This is a genomic window from Catenulispora sp. GAS73, assembly GCF_041262085.1.
Classification (GTDB): Bacteria; Actinomycetota; Actinomycetes; order Streptomycetales; family Catenulisporaceae; genus Catenulispora.
Map to the genome: position 1 here is coordinate 16660 of NZ_JBGCCM010000002.1, position 15208 is coordinate 31867.

The following is a 15208-nucleotide window of genomic DNA, read 5'->3' on the forward strand; positions in this document are numbered from 1 at the left end:
TCTTCATCCCTTCCAGGCTTCGACGGCTTGAAAAATCGGGGTGGACCCGGACACCAGTTCGAGGGTCTGGTGGACGGCCGCACGCTGTTCGAGGATCTCGGCGAGGACGTCCGCGACGTCGATACGCGGGACCGTGCCGCGGCCGGTGTGCGGAACGAGGTGGACCAGTCCCAGGCCCGGCGTGTTCAGCAGGCCGCCGGGCCGGATGATGGTCCAGTCCAGGTCGCGGGGCCGCAGGTCGTCCTCGGCCTTGGTCTTGGCGTCCAGGTAGGCCACCCAGGTCGCGTCGGAGCCGGGCGCCGCGGGCGCCCCGGCCCCCATCGAGGAGATCTGCACGAAGCGCCGCACCCCGGCCAGCTCGGCGGCGTCGGCCAGCAGCACCGAGCCGCCGAGATCGACGGTGTACTTCCGCTCGGCCGTGCTCCCGCCGCCGGCGCCGGCCGCGAACACCACGGCGTCGGCGCCGCGGATGACCTCGGCCAGCGATTCGGCGGTGGCGCTCTCCAGATCGAACACGACCGGCTCGGCCCCGGCGGCCACCAGATCGTCGGAGCCGTCGGGGCGGCGCAGCAGCCCCTGCACGGTGTGTCCGTCGGCACTCAGGCGTGCTTCCAGCAACAGGGCGATCTGTCCATGACCGCCCGCAATCACGATACGCATGCGTCCTCCCTATCCCACCCGGGCGCCGGGCGGGAGGTCGAGGCGACCGTTCGGATCAGCGGCCGGGGCGGGAACGGACCTCAGTCCTCGGTCAGCCGCACCAGCATCTTGCCGGTGTTGGCACCGCTCATCAGGCCGAACCAGGCGTTCAAGCCGTTGTCGATCCCGTCGACGACGGTCTCGTCGACGTGCAGCGAACCGTCGGCGAGCCACCCGGCGGCCTTGCCGATGTACTCCGGGAACGCCTTCATGTGGTGCCCGATGGTGAAGCCGCGCAGCGTCAGGCTCTTGCCGATGGCGTTCGTCAGGTGCCGCGGCCCGGCCGGCGTGGATTCGGCGTTGTAGACGGAGATCGCGCCGCACAGCGCGATGCGCCCGAACAGGTTCATCCGCGTCAGCGCCGCGTCGAGGGTGTCGCCGCCGACGTTGTCGAAGTACACGTCGATGCCGTCGGGCGCGGCCTCCTTCAGCTGCTTGCGCAGCTCCCCCTCGCGGTAGTCGATCGCGGCGTCGTAGCCGAAGTCGTCCTTGAGCCGGCGCACCTTCTCCGGGCCGCCGGCCGAGCCGACGACCTTCGACGCCCCGAGCTTCTTGGCGATCTGCCCGGCGATGGAGCCGACGGCCCCGGCCGCGCCGGAGACGAAGACGACGTCGCCCTCCTTGACCGGCGCGATCTCGGTGAGGCCGACGTAGGCGGTCAGGCCGGTGATGCCGAGCACGCCGAGGTAGGCCTGCGGCGGCGCCACCGAGACGTCGAGCTGCTGCACCGCGGACGCGTCCAGCAGCGCGTACTCGCGCCAGCCCTCGAAGTGCGCGACGGTCGCGCCGACCGGCACGGCCGAGCCGTCCCCGGCCGCGACCACGACGCCGACCGCGCCGCCGGTCATCGGCTCGTTCAGCTGGAACGGCGGGATGTAGGACGGGACGTCGTTCATCCGGCCCCGCATGTAGGGGTCGACGGACAGCCACGTGTTCCGCACCAGGATCTGCCCCGGCCCGGGATCGGCGACCTCGGCCTGGAGGAGGCGGAAGTCGGAGGCTTTCGGCTCGCCGACCGGGCGGGCGATCAGCTGCCATTCACGGCTGGTGACGGACACGGGTTGCTCCAAGAGAGTGAGGGGTGAGGGATACAAGAAGATGAGCGCGAGCGGATGAGTCCGGCTTGCTCATCGTCGCCGACGGCCGTCGGCGCTGCCACTGCTCGACCGCGCCGGACGCCGGGACAAACCGGCGCAAGCTCAAGTGCGAGCTCAACCGAGCGCCTTCAGCGAGCCGGCTGGCGACTCAGCCGGCCGACCAGTCGGACTCGCCAGCCAGACTCGCCAACCGATCGGCCGGCCAGCACACCGGCCCAGCGAATCAAGCAGTCTCGCCGACCGGCCGGCAGGCGGCCGGTCGACCGGCCGCCAAGCCATCGGGCGGCCAGATCTCCGGCCAACCGTCAGCCGAGCGCCTTCAGCAGCTCGGCCGCCAACGGCGCGGAGGACATCGGGTTCTGCCCGGTGATCAGGTTCCGGTCCACGACCACGTGCGGCGTCCACGGCGCGGCCTTGTCGACCACCACGCCGTCGGCGAGCAGGCGGTCCTCCAGCAGCCACTTCGCCTTGTCGGCGAGGCCCCCTTGGACCTCCTCCTCGTTCGTGAACGCGGCGACGCGGTAGCCGGCGAACGCCGAGGTGCCGTCGGCCGTGTGCGCCGCGAGAAGCGCCGCCGGGCCGTGGCAGACCACCGCGAGCGGCTTGCCGGAGGCCAGGGCCGTGCTCAGCACGCGACCGGAGTCGGCGTCCTCGGCCAGGTCCTCCATCGGGCCGTGGCCGCCGGGATAGAACACGGCGTCGTAATCGTCGACCGAGACGTCGGCCAGCGTGAGCGGGCTGCGCAGCTCGGTCATCGCCGCGACGGCGTCGGACATCTGCCGCGCGCCGTCCTCGCCGCCGTTGACCTGCGCGGACAGGCTGCCGGCGTCCGCGGTGGGGACCACGCCGCCGGGGGTCGCGACCGTCACCTCGTGCCCGGCGGCCTTCAGCACCTGGTAGGGCACCACGGCCTCCTCGGCCCAGAAGCCGGTCGGATGCTTCGTGCCGTCCTTCAGCGTCCAGGAGTCGGCACCGGTCAGAACCATCAGGATCTTTGCCATGCCAAGACAGTAAACCTCATGAACCTATCGAGACCAATGGGCACTCCGATAGCGACTATCGATTTTCCGATGGATCGAGGTAGCCTCGGCGCATGGCCGAACCACTGGACCTCAACCAACTGCGCACCTTCCTCGCGGTGCACCGCTCCGGTTCCTTCACCGCCGCGGCGCACCTGCTCGGCCTGTCCCAGTCGACGGTCACCACACAGATCCGCGCGCTGGAGACCCGCCTGGGCCGCGAACTGTTCGAGCGCCGAGCCCGCGGTGTGGTCCCGCTCCCCTACGCCGACGACCTCGCCGCGCAGGTCGCCTCCCCGCTGGACCGCCTGTCCGGCCTCAGCGACGACGCCGACACCCCGGCCGTCGAACCGGTCCATCTCGCCGGCCCGGCGGAGTTCCTGGGCGCGGTCGGCATGGGGCTGGTCGCCCCGCTGATCGCCGCCGGCGTCCAGCTCCGCGTCACCACCGGCCTGACCGACGACCTGCTCGACGAGCTCCGCGCCGGCCGGCATGACCTGGTGATCTCCACCCGCCGCCCGAACTCCCGGGGCCTGGTCTCAGAACCCTTCGCCGACGAGGAGTTCGTCCTCGTGGCGGCACCGCTGTGGGCCGAACGGCTGAAGGGCGCGGCGCTCCCGGCGGCATTGGCCGACGTCCCGCTGATCGCCTACGACGCCGACCTCCCGATAATCCGCCGCTACTGGCGCTACGTCTTCAACGAGCGCCTGACCGCCCCGGCGCAGCTGACCACGATCCCGGACCTGCGCGGCATCCGCACCGCCGTGATGGCCGGGGCCGGCTGGACGGTCCTGCCGAAATACCTGTGCCGCGCCGAGCTCGACAACGGAGCCCTGACCCTGCTCCACGAGCCCGACGAAGCACCCCTGAACACCGCGTACCTGGTCCGCAGGCCCGGCGGTTCGGCCAACCCGCACGTGGCCGAGGTCCGCCACCATCTGCTCGCCGCCGCGAAGGCGTGGTGGGCCGATCACGAGTGCTGATCATGAGGCTGAGCCCGAGCACCGAATTCGATCACCCCTGTTGACACCACCCTCGCCGGGAGAATACTGAGCGGACAGTTACCGACCGGTTGGAAAGCAAGGGTGCCGCCATTGATCACCCAGCACGACCTTGAGAACCGCGTCCAGGACTTCCTGGCCGCCCACGATCCCCGCACCACCAGCAAACAGGACTTCCTCCGAGCCCGCTTCGACGCCGGGCTGGCCTGGCTCCACTATCCCGAAGGCCTCGGCGGCCTGGGCCTGCCGCGTGACCTGCAGCCGGTCGCCGAGAAAGCGTTCGCCGCGGCCGGCGCGCCCGACAACGACCCCCGCCGCATCGGCATCGGGTTGGGGATGGCCGCGCCGACCATCCTCGCCTTCGGCAGCGACGAGCAGAAGCAACGCTGGCTGCGGCCGCTGTGGTGCGGGGAGGAGGTCTGGTGCCAGCTGTTCTCCGAGCCCGGCGCCGGATCCGACCTCGCCGCGCTGGCCACCCGCGCCGTCCGCGAGGGCGACAGCGACGACTGGATCGTCAACGGCCAGAAGGTCTGGACGTCCATGGCGCACGAGGCGCGCTGGGCGATCCTGGTCACCCGCACCGATCCGGACGTCCCCAAGCACCAGGGCATGACCTACTTCGTGCTGGACATGACCGCGCCCGGCGTCGAGGTCCGGCCGCTGCGGCAGCTCACCGGCGAGGCGGAGTTCAACGAGGTCTTCCTCACCGACGTCCGCATCCCCGACAGCCAGCGCCTCGGCGCGGTGGGCGAGGGCTGGAAGGTCGCGCAGACCACGCTGATGAACGAGCGCGTGGCGATCGGCGGCGGATCCTCGCCGCGCGAGTCGGGGATGATCGGCGTGCTGGCCCAGCGCTGGCGGGAGAATCCCGGAGTCCGCGACTCCTCGCTGCACGACCGGCTGATGGCCCTGTGGGTCGCTGCCGAAGCCGCGCGCCTGACCGCGATGCGCCTGTCCGCGCAGCTCGCAGCCGGCCAGCCCGGCCCCGAGGGCTCGGCGGCGAAGTACGCCTTCGCCACGCTCAACCAGCAGATCTCCGGCCTGGAGCTGGAACTGCTCGGCGAGGAGGGCCTGCGCTACGACGACTGGACCATGCGCCGGCCCGACACCGTCGACTTCGTCGGCCGCTCCCCCGGCTACCGCTACCTGCGGGCCAAGGGCAACTCAATCGAGGGCGGCACCTCGGAGATCCTGCTGAACATCATCGCCGAACGCGTCCTGGGCCTGCCCGGCGAGATCCGGGTGGACAAGGACGTCGCGTGGAAGGACCTCCCCCGGTGAGCGAGGAACTGCTCTACTCAGAGCCCGAAGAAGAGCTGCGCACCGCAGTCGCCGACCTGCTCGCCGACCGCGCGCCGTGGGCCTCGGTGCTGGCGCGGACCGAGTCGGCGGAGCCGTACGACGCGGAGCTGTGGAAGGCGCTCGGGACCGGGATCGGCGCGGCGGGACTGCTGATCCCCGAAGCACTCGGCGGCGCCGGCGCTTCGCTGCGCGAGGCCGCGGTGGTCGCCGAGGAGCTGGGCAAGGCGGTCGCGCCGGTGCCGTTCCTGGGCAACCTGACGGCCACGGCGCTCTTGCTGGGCGTCCATGACGCCGGCAACGGCACCGCCGCCGCGGCCGATGAACTACTCCGCCGGATCGCCGACGGCGAGCAGACCGTCGCCGTCGCGATCCCGTTCACGCGCTCGCCGGACACGACGTACAAGGGCCGGGTCTCGGTCACGCCGTGGCCGCCCCGCGAGCATCCGCACGAAGCCCGGCTCACCGGCCGGGTCACGAGCGTCGCGGACGCGCTGCCGGCCGATGTCCTGCTGGTCCCGGCGGACGGCTCGATCTACGTCGTGCAGTCCTCGGACGCGCAGCGCACGGCGGTGACGTCGCTGGACATGACGCGCGTACTGTGCGACATCGAGTTCGACGACACCCCCGGCATGCTGCTCACGACGCGCTACGGCGCGCTCCAGAGCGCGCTGCTCAGCGCGGCGGCGATCCTCGCCTCCGAACAGCTGGGGCTGGCCGAACGGTGCCTGGCGACGACGGTCGAGTACGTGAAGACACGGCACCAGTTCGGGCGCGCGGTCGGGTCATATCAGGGCCTCAAGCACCGGCTGGCGCAGCTGTGGGTCCAGATCGCACAGGCCCGCGCGGTCGCGCGGCACGCGGTGTCGGCCACCGGCGAGGAGCAGGCGATCGCGGTCGCGGTGGCGCAGGCGCACTGTTCGGCGGTCGCGGTGCAGGCCGCGGAGGAGTGCGTGCAGATGCACGGCGGCATCGGCTTCACCTGGGAGCACCCCGCGCACCTGTATCTGAAGCGCGCGAAGAGCACGTCGCTCGCGCTCGGGGCTCCTTCGCGGCACCGGCGGCGTCTCGCGGAGTTGGTGGACCTGCCGGCGAGCTGAACGCGCCGGGCAGTTGACGACGAGGGCGGGTCAGAGCTCATCGGAAGCGGTGAGCTCGGCCTCCGCTCGCAGATACGCGCCCCACGCGGTGTCGGTGATCGGAGCGGATTCATCGCCGTCGGCGCGCGTGGTGACCACGTTGTCGCTGACGATGAGCTGCCAGACGTCGTCCTCCTCCTCGCCCTCCGCGTCGATGACGCCGTTCACCAGGTGGTTGAACGTGAAGTGGGCGAATTCGGGGGCGTAGTAGCGCCCTTCGACACGGGACTCCAGCTCTTCGGCGAGGAGTGCGTCGGGCATGAGGAAGGTCCTCACCACGTACGCCATCCACAACTCGCCGTCATAGAACTTCTCGGCCTGGTTCCACTGGATCCGGCCGCCGTCGTCCGTCGGCTCCCACTTGCACCACAGCCCGGGCTGGTCGAACCCCGGCTTGTTGTAGTCGCGGATGTCCGGCTCCTCGTCCTGGCCGGCATGTCCCGTACCGCAGTAGTACGGACCGAGATCCCGGTCCATGCGCCGGGTCCCCGCGAAGCGCCGCAGATAAGCGATCTCATGCCGGTTCAGCGGCGGCACGACCGTGACCGCACCCTGGAAGTCGGTGTTGTAGCCCATGGCCTGGACCCTATTCGGAGCCGCCCACAGCCGGCAGGCTCAACGCCTTGATCCAGATCCGGTTCAACGTCTCCACCAGCTTCTCGAACGGCATCGGCACCTTCTGCACGTACGCCACGAACGCCATCCGCGACACCATCCCCGACAACGCGTGCGCCGTCAGCAGCGGATCCAGCTCCGGGTCGGCGGCCCCGGCGTCCTGCAGCGTCCGGATCATCTTCGCGTTGCGCTGCACGAAGGCGTTCGCGCGCTCGATCCGCACCGCGCGGAACTCCTCGTCGATGTGCGACACCTGCTCGAACAGGCCCATCAGCTTGGCGTTCTTCTTGTACGCGCGCAGGTACTCGCGGTTGGCGAGGTCGATCAGCTCGCGCGGGTCCGTGACCCCGGTGCGGGCGCGCAGGTGCGGGTGCACCATCTCCTCGGTCACCTGCTCGGCGACCGCCTGGAAGATCTCCTCTTTGCCCTCGAAATAGGTGTAGAGCGAGCCCGAGGCGACGCCGGCCTCGGCCGAGATGTCGGCCAACCGGGCGTCCAGGTACCCGTCGCGCTCGAACACCACGCGCGCCGCCGCGACCAGCGCGTTCCGTGTGCGGATCCCCCGTGCGCTGCGGGGTGTGACGCGAACCTCAGACTTCACCATGCCGAAACGCCGTCTCCCTACTTGAACTTGACGCCGACCTCAACTATACCGGAACCATGTTCGTTGTCTCCGACCGCGCGAAGCGCTACCAGGACGATCTCCTCGCCTTCATGGACGAGCAGGTCTACCCCGCCGAAGAGGTCTACGAGGAGCAGATGCGCGCCTCCGGGAACCCTCATCACCAGCCCGCGGTCATCGAGGAGCTGAAGACCGAGGCCAGGAAGCGCGGGCTGTGGAACCTCTTCCACCCGCACCCCGAATGGGGCCCCGGGCTCACCAACTTCGAGTACGCGCCGCTGGCCGAGATCATGGGCCGCAGCCACCTCGCGCCGGAGGCCACCAACTGCGCCGCCCCCGACACCGGCAACATGGAAGTGCTCACGCTCTTCGGGTCCGAGGCGCACAAGGAGAAGTGGCTCAAGCCGCTGCTGGACGGCGAGATCCGGTCCGGGTTCGCGATGACCGAGCCGGCGGTGGCCTCCTCGGACGCGACCAACATCGAGATGCGCATGGTCCGTGACGACGCGCGCGGCGGCTACGTGCTCAACGGCCGCAAGTGGTTCACGTCCAACGCCATGCACCAGAACTGCCGTGTGCTGATCGTCATGGGCAAGACCGACCCGGAGGCCGAGCCGCACCGTCAGCAGTCGATGATGGTGGTGCCGCTGGACGCGCCGGGCGTCACGATCGTGCGCTCGCTGCCGGTCTTCGGCTACCAGGACCGCGAGGGGCACGCCGAGATCACCTTCGAGGACGTCTTCGTCCCGGCCGAGGACCTGCTCAAGGGCGAGGGCGAGGGCTTCGCGATCAGCCAGGCCCGCCTGGGCCCGGGCCGGATCCACCACTGCATGCGCACCGTCGGCATGGCCGAGCGCGCGCTGGAGCTGATGTGCCGCCGCGCCTCCGAGCGCGTCACCTTCGGCCGGCCGCTCGCCGAGCGCGCCAACATCCAGGACTGGATCGCCGAGTCCCGGATCGACATCGAGCAGACGCGCCTGCTGACGTTGAAGGCCGCGTGGATGATGGACACGGTCGGCAACAAGGCCGCGCGCACCGAGATCGCCGCCATCAAGGTCGCGGCCCCCGAGATGGCGCTGCGCGTCATCGACCGCGCGATCCAGGTGCACGGCGGCGCCGGCGTCACCGACGACTTCCCGCTGGCCTGGGCCTGGGCCCACCTGCGGACGCTGCGGCTGGCCGACGGGCCGGACGAGGTCCACAAGCGCTCCATCGCCCGGATCGAACTCGCCAAGTACAAGCACTGATATACAGGAGTCCCCTCAGCTCATGACCAGCCCCCTCATCCCCTCGCTGAACGGCCGCACGGCCATCGTCACCGGCGCCTCGCGCGGCATCGGCCTGGCGATCGCGCAGACGCTGGCCGCCGGCGGCGCGAACGTCGTCCTCACCTCGCGCACCAAGGAGAACGCCGAGGAAGCCGCCAAGCAGGTCGAAGGACCCGGCACCGCGGTCGGCTTCCAGGCGCACGCCACCGACGAGGACGCGGCGCGCGCCTGCGTGGCCTTCGCGATCGAGCGCTTCGGCAGCCTGGACATCCTGGTCAACAACGCCGGCACCAACCCGGCCTACGGGCCGCTGATCGACATCGAGAAGAGCCGATTCGCCAAGACACTCGACACCAACCTGTGGGGCCCGATCCTGTGGACCTCGCTGGCGGTGAAGGCGTGGATGGGCGAGCACGGCGGCTCGGTGGTGAACACCGCCTCGATCGGCGGCATCCACGTCGCGCCGAACCTCGGCGTCTACAACGCCAGCAAGGCCGCGCTGATCCACGTCACCAAGCAGCTGGCGCTGGAGCTGGCGCCGAAGGTGCGGGTCAACGGCGTCGCGCCGGCGGTGGTCCGCACCAAGCTGGCCGCGGCCCTGTTCGAGCGCGAGGCGGAGGTCGCCGGCTCCTACCCGCTGGGCCGCATCGGCGAGCCGGAGGACGTGTCCTCGGCCGTCGCCTTCCTGGCCTCCGACGCCGCGGCCTGGATCACCGGCGAGACGCTGGTCATCGACGGCGGCGCGCTGCTGGGGCAGGCCGGTGTCTGAAGCATCCGAGGCGGCTGAGACTTCCACCGGGCCGGCGTTGGAGGAACTGCCGGCACTGGTCTCCGGCTGGCTGCGCGAATCAGGGATCGAGCACGAGCTCCCGCTGACGCTGACCCGGGTCGGCGTGGGCCAGTCGAACCTGACCTACGCCGTCACCGACGCGAGCGGACGCCCCGAGCGGCGCTGGATCCTGCGCCGCCCGCCGCTGGGCCACCTGCTGGCCTCGGCGCACGACGTGGCCCGCGAGGCGCGCATCCTCACCGCGCTGCAGGACTCTGACGTCCCGGTCCCGCAGGTGTTCGGCGTGTGGGACGCGGACGGCGTCCCGATGGTCCTGATGGAGTTCGTCGACGGCCTGGTCCTGGACCGCAAGGAGGTCGTCGCCGGCGTCGACGAGCCGACCCGGCACGCCGTCGGTCTGTCGATCGCCCGCGCCCTGGCGCCGGTGCACGCGGTCGATCTGGACAAAACCGGACTGGTCGACCTGGCCAGCCACAAGCCTTACGCCGAGCGCCAGCTGAAGCGCTGGACGACGCAGTGGCAGCACTCGAAGACCCGCGAGTCCGCCGATCTGGACACGCTGACCGCCCGCCTGGCTGCGGCGATCCCCGAGCAGCGCGAGCTCACGCTGGTACACGGCGACTTCCACATGCGCAACGTGATCGTCTCGCCGCACGACGGCGCCGTCACCGCGGTGCTGGACTGGGAGCTGTGCACGCTCGGCGACCCGCTGGCCGACGTCGGCACGCTGCTGGCGTACTGGCCGGCGGCCGGCGAGGCCGGCGCGGGCCTGCTCAGCCACTCGATGATGCCGGGCTTCCCTAGCCGCGACGAGCTGGCCGCCGCCTACCTCGACGCCAGCGGCCGGGACGGCTCCGCGCTCGGGTTCTGGCACGCGCTGGGCCTGTGGAAGATCGCCATCATCGCCGAGGGCGTGCTGCGGCGCGTCCTGGACGAGCCGCGCAACCGCGCCGCCTCGTCCGCCCCGACCACCGACATGATCGACGCCCTGATCACCGAAGCGCTGAGGACTCTGCCATGACCGACCAGACCACCGCCGCCGAGCACGACACCCCGCGCACCGCGATCGTCACCGGAGCCGCCCGCGGCATCGGCGCGGCCGTCGCCGCCCGGCTGGCCGCCGACGGGCACGCGGTCGCCGTCGTCGACCTGGACGAGACCGCGTGCGCGGACACCGTCGCGGCGATCACCAAAGCCGGCGGCAAGGCCCTGGCCGTGGGCTGCGACGTGTCCGACGAGGAGCAGGTGGCCGCCGCGGTCACCCGGATCGCCGCCGAACTCGGCGCGCCCACGATCCTGGTGAACAACGCCGGGATCCTGCGCGACAACCTGCTGTTCAAGATGACCGTCGGGGACTGGGACGCGGTGATGAACGTCCACCTGCGCGGCGCGTTCCTGATGTCGCGGGCCGCCCAGAAGCACATGGTGGACGCCGGGTTCGGCCGCATCGTGAACCTGTCCAGCACTTCGGCGCTGGGCAACCGGGGCCAGGCGAACTACGCCGCGGCGAAGGCCGGCATGCAGGGCTTCACCAAGACGCTGGCGATCGAGCTCGGCAAGTTCGGCGTCACCGCCAACGCGATCGCGCCGGGCTTCATCGAGACCGACATGACCAAGGCCACCGCGGCCCGGATGGGCGTCGACTTCGACGTCTTCCGCGAGGTGGCGATCAGCCAGATCCCGGTCGGCCGCTCCGGCAAGCCCGAGGACATCGCGGCCGTGGCCTCGTTCCTGGTGCGCGAGGACGCCGGGTTCGTCTCCGGCCAGGTGATCTACGCGGCCGGCGGACCGAAGGACTGAGGCGCCCCACCGATCCGGCCTGTTGAGAAGAAGGCAGAGGCGGCAATGACGCAAAGCACTGAGGCACCCGAGCTGGTCCTGGCCGAGCGGCACGGCGCGGTCCTGCTGCTCACCCTCAACCGGCCGGAGCGCCTGAACGCGTGGAACATCCCGCTGGAGGAGCGGTACTTCACGCTGCTCGACGAGGCGGAGGCCGACGACGACGTACGGGTCGTGGTGGTCACCGGCGCGGGACGCGGGTTCTGCGCCGGGGCCGACATGGAGGACCTGTCGCAGCTCGGCACGGTCGATCCGGACGCCGTCGCGCAAGCTCAGGCGCAGGCTGAGCGCCGGCCCCGCGAGCGGCCATTGTCCTTTCGCAAACCCCTGATCGCCGCGATCAACGGACCGGCGGCCGGGCTCGGGCTGGTGCAGGCGCTGTACTGCGATCTGCGGTTCACGACACACAAAGCCAAGTTCACGACGGCCTTCGCCCGGCGCGGCCTGATCGCCGAGTACGGGATCGCCTGGCTGCTGCCGCGCCTGGTCGGGCAGAGCAGGGCGCTGGACCTGCTGATGTCGGCTCGGGTGGTACTCGGTGAGGAGGCGTACGCCATGGGCCTGGTCACCATGGTCCTGCCCGCCAAGTCCCTGGTCGCCGAGACTCTGGCCTACGCGGCCGACCTCGCCGAGAACTGCTCGCCGCGGTCGATGGCCTTGATGAAGCAGCAGGTGTACCAGGCGATGGATTCGGACCTGCCGACGGCGATCGCACTGGCGGACAAGCTGATGCACGAGTCGTTCCGCCATCCCGACGCGGCAGAAGGCGTGCACAGCTACCTGGAGCGTCGTCCCCCGCAGTTCGCACCCTTGGAGTCGGCATGAGCACCACACCCCGGGCAGTGCTCACCGACTTCGGCGGGGTGCTGACATCGAGCGTCTTCGAGGCCTTCGAAACGTATTCGGTGTCGGTGTCGGGTGATCCGACGTTGTTCGGGACGCTGTTCCGGGCCGAGCCGGCGGCCGGTGCGCTGCTGGTGGAGCACGAATGCGGCCGGATCGACCAGGCGGACTTCGAGCGCGGGATCGCCGAGCTGTTGGCGCCGCGCGGCATCGTCGTGCCGGCGCCGGGGTTCGTCGACTCGTTCCAGGCGCTGCTGAGGCCGGACGAGGAGATGATCGCCGCCATGCGCGCGCTGCGCGCCGCCGGCGTGCCGGTGGCGATCGTCTCCAACTCGCTCGGCGACGACGCCTATGCCGGGTACGACCTGACCGAGCTGGCCGACACGTCGGTGATCTCCGGCGAGGTCGGGGTGCGCAAGCCGTCGCGTGCGATCTACGAGATCGCGTGCACGCGGCTGGGGGTCGAGCCGGCGGAGTGCGTGATGATCGACGACCTGGAGCACAACCTGCAGGGTGCCGCGCGCCTCGGCATCGTCGGGTTGCATCACACGGACTCCAAGCGAACAGTCGCGATGTTGGCCGAATGGTTCGGTATAAGCGTTTGATCACCGGAGGCTGGCACACCTACGGTCATCCCATGACCGACCCGAATCCCTTGCGCGACCGCCTCCGCGCCGCGCTCCCGGCCGCGATGAAGGCCCGCGACCGTGCCACCGCCTCGACGCTGCGCGCCACTCTCGCCGCGATCGAGAACGCCGAAGCCGTGGACGTGGCCGTGGTGCCGGCTGCCGGTGCCATCGAGGCCAGCGCGGTCGGGATCGGCGCGGCCGAGGCGGCGCGCCGTGAGCTGAGCGAGGCGGACGTCGCGGCGATCGTGCGCGCGGAGATCGCCGAGCGCGAGCACGCCGCGGAGGTCTACGAGGGCTCGGGCCACGCGGACAAGGCGGCGGAACTGCGGGCCGCCGCGGCGGTGCTGACGAGTTTCCTGGCCTAGCCGGACCCGAGTGATGTCCCGCGGTTCTGTCACAACCTTCGGTTCGAGATCGCGTTCGACGCGGGGGCTCCGCTAGCTTCGATGGGTGCCCAATCCAGAACTGGAAGAGCAGGCGGCATCGGAGCGCCCTGAGATCCCGGCGGCCGAGCCGGAGTCCGAGCGGTCCGAGGCGGCGGCGCCAGCGGTGGAGTCGGCGCCGGGATCCGAGGCTGCGCCCGGCCGATTAGAGAAGCCGCCCGCGCAGCGCGCCGAGGAGCCCACTGAGAAGGTGGCTACGAAGGCGACAGCGAAGGCCGCCGAGCCCGCCAAGCCCGCTCCTGCTGAGCCCGCCGAGAAGTCGGCCGGGACGCCATCAGCGTCGGCCGAGAAGCCCCGGCGTCGGCGGCGTCCGCGTCTGCGCACCGCCCTCATCGCCGTCGGCACCGTACTGGCCCTCGGCGGCGGCACGATCGCGGCCGTCTACGCCACCCGGGGTGGCTCCCCGCCACAGCCCGTTCTCAAGATCGTCCCCCCGGCCTACCGCGCCCTGGCCATCGCCCTGCCGTGGCCGCAGGACGGCGAGACCGCGCTGTGGGCGCAGGGCATCGGGAACCTCGGCACCTGCGGGGACCAGACCCCGGTGCCTATCGCCAGCGTGGCCAAGGTGATGACCGCTTACGTCATCCTCAAGGACCATCCGCTGACGGACGGCCAGAACGGACCGGACATCACCGTCGACCAGCAGGCGGAGTCGGAGTCCTACTCGCGCGACGAGAGCTCCGCGCCGGTGCGCGCCGGCCAGCGGATCAGCGAGCGGTCCCTGCTGGAGCTGATGCTCATCCCGTCGGCGAACAACGTCGCTCGGCTGCTGGCCCGCTGGGACGCCGGCGACCAGGTGGCCTTCGTGGACCGGATGAACAACGCGGCGGCCGAGTTGGGCATGCGGAACACCACGTACACCGACCCCAGCGGCCTGGACGCCACGACCCGCAGCACCGCGGCCGACCAACTGCTGCTCGCCGAGAGCGCGCTGACCGACCCCACCCTGCTCACCCTGACCGGCGAGCCCACGACCCAGGTCCCGAACGACCCGACGGTCCTGCCCAACACCGACTCCCTGCTCGGCTCCGACGGGGTCATCGGCGGCAAGACCGGCTCCAGCACCCCGGCCGGCGGCGCCCTGATGTGGGCCGCGGACCGCACGGTGAACGGCGAGGAACACCTCGTCCTGGGCGTCGTGCTGCACCAGGCCTCCGGCACCTCACCGGAGCAGGGACTCTACCAAGCGCTGATCGTCAGCCGCCGGCTGATCGAGGCGCTGATCTGACCGGCCGCGTGCCGTCGAGGTCGAACCGGCGCCGGAGGGGGGACGCCGGCGCCGGTTCGCGAAAGAGGCCGCGCGGTAGGACGTCAGCCTGTTGCGAAAGTAGATCGGGGCGGTTGCGCCGGGATTGCGTGCGCCTTGCGGGACCGATCTCCACGCCGCTACTCCGTGAAGATCCGCTTCAAGAACGCGTGCAGGTTCGCGTCGGCGCGGGCGATCCGGCCCTCCAAGTCCACCGACTCGTCCAGGTCGTGCCCGTTCGCGGAGCCCTTGATCCCACGCAGGAACAACGAACACTGCAGATCAGAGCACAGATACTGGCCGACCGAGTTCCCGTTGCGACCGGACTCGCCGGTCCGGCGGGCGGTCATCAGCACGACGCCGCCGCCGGTGCGGGTGGTCAGGCAGATCGAGCACATGCTGCGGGCCCCGAACCCGCGCGCCGAGCCGCCGGAGGCGCGCAGCGAGATGCCGACCGTGCGGCCCTCGTGCTGGACGACCAGATAGGCGCGCTCCGGGGCGCCCGGGTCACGCCAGCCCAGGAAGTCCAGGTCGGCCCACGGCTTGTCGGCGAAATCGGTGGGCAGCCCGAGCCGCTGGGCCTCACCCTTGGAGCAGTTGACGAAGCTGGTGCGGATCTCGCGCTCGGTGATCGGTTCCATGGCCGGTACGGTAAGCTT

At 70.9% G+C, this 15208-nt stretch carries 17 protein-coding genes; 11 read left to right on the top strand and 6 right to left on the bottom strand.

Features of this window, described 5'->3' with window-relative positions; genetic code table 11:
- Positions 1 to 3: 3 nt before the first annotated feature.
- The 3 genes from ABH935_RS02575 to ABH935_RS02585 form a co-directional block, all read right to left on the bottom strand.
- The gene (locus ABH935_RS02575; protein ID WP_370376132.1) at positions 4 to 660 is read right to left on the bottom strand and encodes an SDR family oxidoreductase; all 657 of its coding nucleotides are present in this window, start codon (positions 658 to 660) and stop codon (positions 4 to 6) included.
- Positions 661 to 740: 80 nt separating this feature from the next.
- Positions 741 to 1757 (bottom strand): NADP-dependent oxidoreductase, encoded by a 1017-nt coding sequence (locus tag ABH935_RS02580; RefSeq protein ID WP_370376133.1) that lies wholly within the window; start codon positions 1755 to 1757, stop codon positions 741 to 743.
- Positions 1758 to 2101: 344 nt separating this feature from the next.
- On the bottom strand, positions 2102 to 2797 hold the full coding sequence (locus tag ABH935_RS02585) for a type 1 glutamine amidotransferase domain-containing protein (RefSeq protein ID WP_370376134.1): 696 nt from the start codon (positions 2795 to 2797) through the stop codon (positions 2102 to 2104).
- 92 nt (positions 2798 to 2889) lie between these two features.
- On the opposite strand from ABH935_RS02585, the gene ABH935_RS02590 reads away from it, so the two are divergent.
- The 3 genes from ABH935_RS02590 (at position 2890) to ABH935_RS02600 (ending at position 6215) form a co-directional block, all read left to right on the top strand.
- Positions 2890 to 3798, top strand: coding sequence for a LysR family transcriptional regulator (locus ABH935_RS02590; RefSeq protein ID WP_370376135.1), 909 nt, complete (start codon positions 2890 to 2892; stop codon positions 3796 to 3798).
- 111 nt (positions 3799 to 3909) lie between these two features.
- The gene (locus ABH935_RS02595) at positions 3910 to 5097 is read left to right on the top strand and encodes an acyl-CoA dehydrogenase family protein (protein ID WP_370376136.1); all 1188 of its coding nucleotides are present in this window, start codon (positions 3910 to 3912) and stop codon (positions 5095 to 5097) included.
- The gene (locus tag ABH935_RS02600; RefSeq protein WP_370376137.1) at positions 5076 to 6215 is read left to right on the top strand and encodes an acyl-CoA dehydrogenase family protein; all 1140 of its coding nucleotides are present in this window, start codon (positions 5076 to 5078) and stop codon (positions 6213 to 6215) included. The genes ABH935_RS02595 and ABH935_RS02600 overlap by 22 nt, the downstream gene beginning before the upstream one ends.
- A 30-nt stretch (positions 6216 to 6245) precedes the next feature.
- Here ABH935_RS02600 and ABH935_RS02605 read toward each other — a convergent pair whose 3' ends face one another.
- Positions 6246 to 6830 (bottom strand): hypothetical protein, encoded by a 585-nt coding sequence (locus tag ABH935_RS02605; RefSeq protein ID WP_370376138.1) that lies wholly within the window; start codon positions 6828 to 6830, stop codon positions 6246 to 6248.
- Positions 6831 to 6840: 10 nt separating this feature from the next.
- Positions 6841 to 7473, bottom strand: a complete 633-nt coding sequence (locus tag ABH935_RS02610; RefSeq protein ID WP_370376139.1) for a TetR/AcrR family transcriptional regulator — start codon at positions 7471 to 7473, stop codon at positions 6841 to 6843.
- 56 nt (positions 7474 to 7529) lie between these two features.
- On the opposite strand from ABH935_RS02610, the gene ABH935_RS02615 reads away from it, so the two are divergent.
- The 8 genes from ABH935_RS02615 to ABH935_RS02650 all read left to right on the top strand — a co-directional run bounded on the left by ABH935_RS02615 (position 7530) and on the right by ABH935_RS02650 (position 14531).
- On the top strand, positions 7530 to 8738 hold the full coding sequence (locus ABH935_RS02615; protein ID WP_370376140.1) for an acyl-CoA dehydrogenase family protein: 1209 nt from the start codon (positions 7530 to 7532) through the stop codon (positions 8736 to 8738).
- Positions 8739 to 8760: 22 nt separating this feature from the next.
- Positions 8761 to 9528 carry an SDR family oxidoreductase gene (locus ABH935_RS02620; protein WP_370376141.1) on the top strand — a complete coding sequence of 256 codons (768 nt, stop codon included), beginning with the start codon at positions 8761 to 8763 and terminating at the stop codon, positions 9526 to 9528.
- A gap of 37 nt (positions 9529 to 9565) precedes the next feature.
- The gene (locus ABH935_RS02625; RefSeq protein ID WP_370376553.1) at positions 9566 to 10570 is read left to right on the top strand and encodes a phosphotransferase family protein; all 1005 of its coding nucleotides are present in this window, start codon (positions 9566 to 9568) and stop codon (positions 10568 to 10570) included.
- Positions 10567 to 11349 (top strand): 3-oxoacyl-ACP reductase FabG, encoded by a 783-nt coding sequence (gene fabG / locus ABH935_RS02630; RefSeq protein WP_370376142.1) that lies wholly within the window; start codon positions 10567 to 10569, stop codon positions 11347 to 11349. The genes ABH935_RS02625 and fabG overlap by 4 nt, the downstream gene beginning before the upstream one ends.
- A 45-nt stretch (positions 11350 to 11394) precedes the next feature.
- Positions 11395 to 12213 (top strand): enoyl-CoA hydratase-related protein, encoded by an 819-nt coding sequence (locus ABH935_RS02635; protein WP_370376143.1) that lies wholly within the window; start codon positions 11395 to 11397, stop codon positions 12211 to 12213.
- A complete protein-coding gene (locus tag ABH935_RS02640; protein ID WP_370376144.1) occupies positions 12210 to 12836 on the top strand; it encodes an HAD family hydrolase in 627 nt (208 codons plus the stop codon). Before ABH935_RS02635 ends, ABH935_RS02640 begins: the two co-directional genes overlap by 4 nt.
- 32 nt (positions 12837 to 12868) lie before the next feature.
- On the top strand, positions 12869 to 13225 hold the full coding sequence (locus ABH935_RS02645; RefSeq protein WP_370376145.1) for a hypothetical protein: 357 nt from the start codon (positions 12869 to 12871) through the stop codon (positions 13223 to 13225).
- Between the two features lie 85 nt (positions 13226 to 13310).
- Positions 13311 to 14531, top strand: coding sequence for a D-alanyl-D-alanine carboxypeptidase family protein (locus ABH935_RS02650; protein ID WP_370376146.1), 1221 nt, complete (start codon positions 13311 to 13313; stop codon positions 14529 to 14531).
- 158 nt (positions 14532 to 14689) lie between these two features.
- Here ABH935_RS02650 and ABH935_RS02655 read toward each other — a convergent pair whose 3' ends face one another.
- Positions 14690 to 15190 carry an FBP domain-containing protein gene (locus ABH935_RS02655; protein ID WP_370376147.1) on the bottom strand — a complete coding sequence of 167 codons (501 nt, stop codon included), beginning with the start codon at positions 15188 to 15190 and terminating at the stop codon, positions 14690 to 14692.
- Between the last annotated feature and the right edge of the window lie 18 nt (positions 15191 to 15208).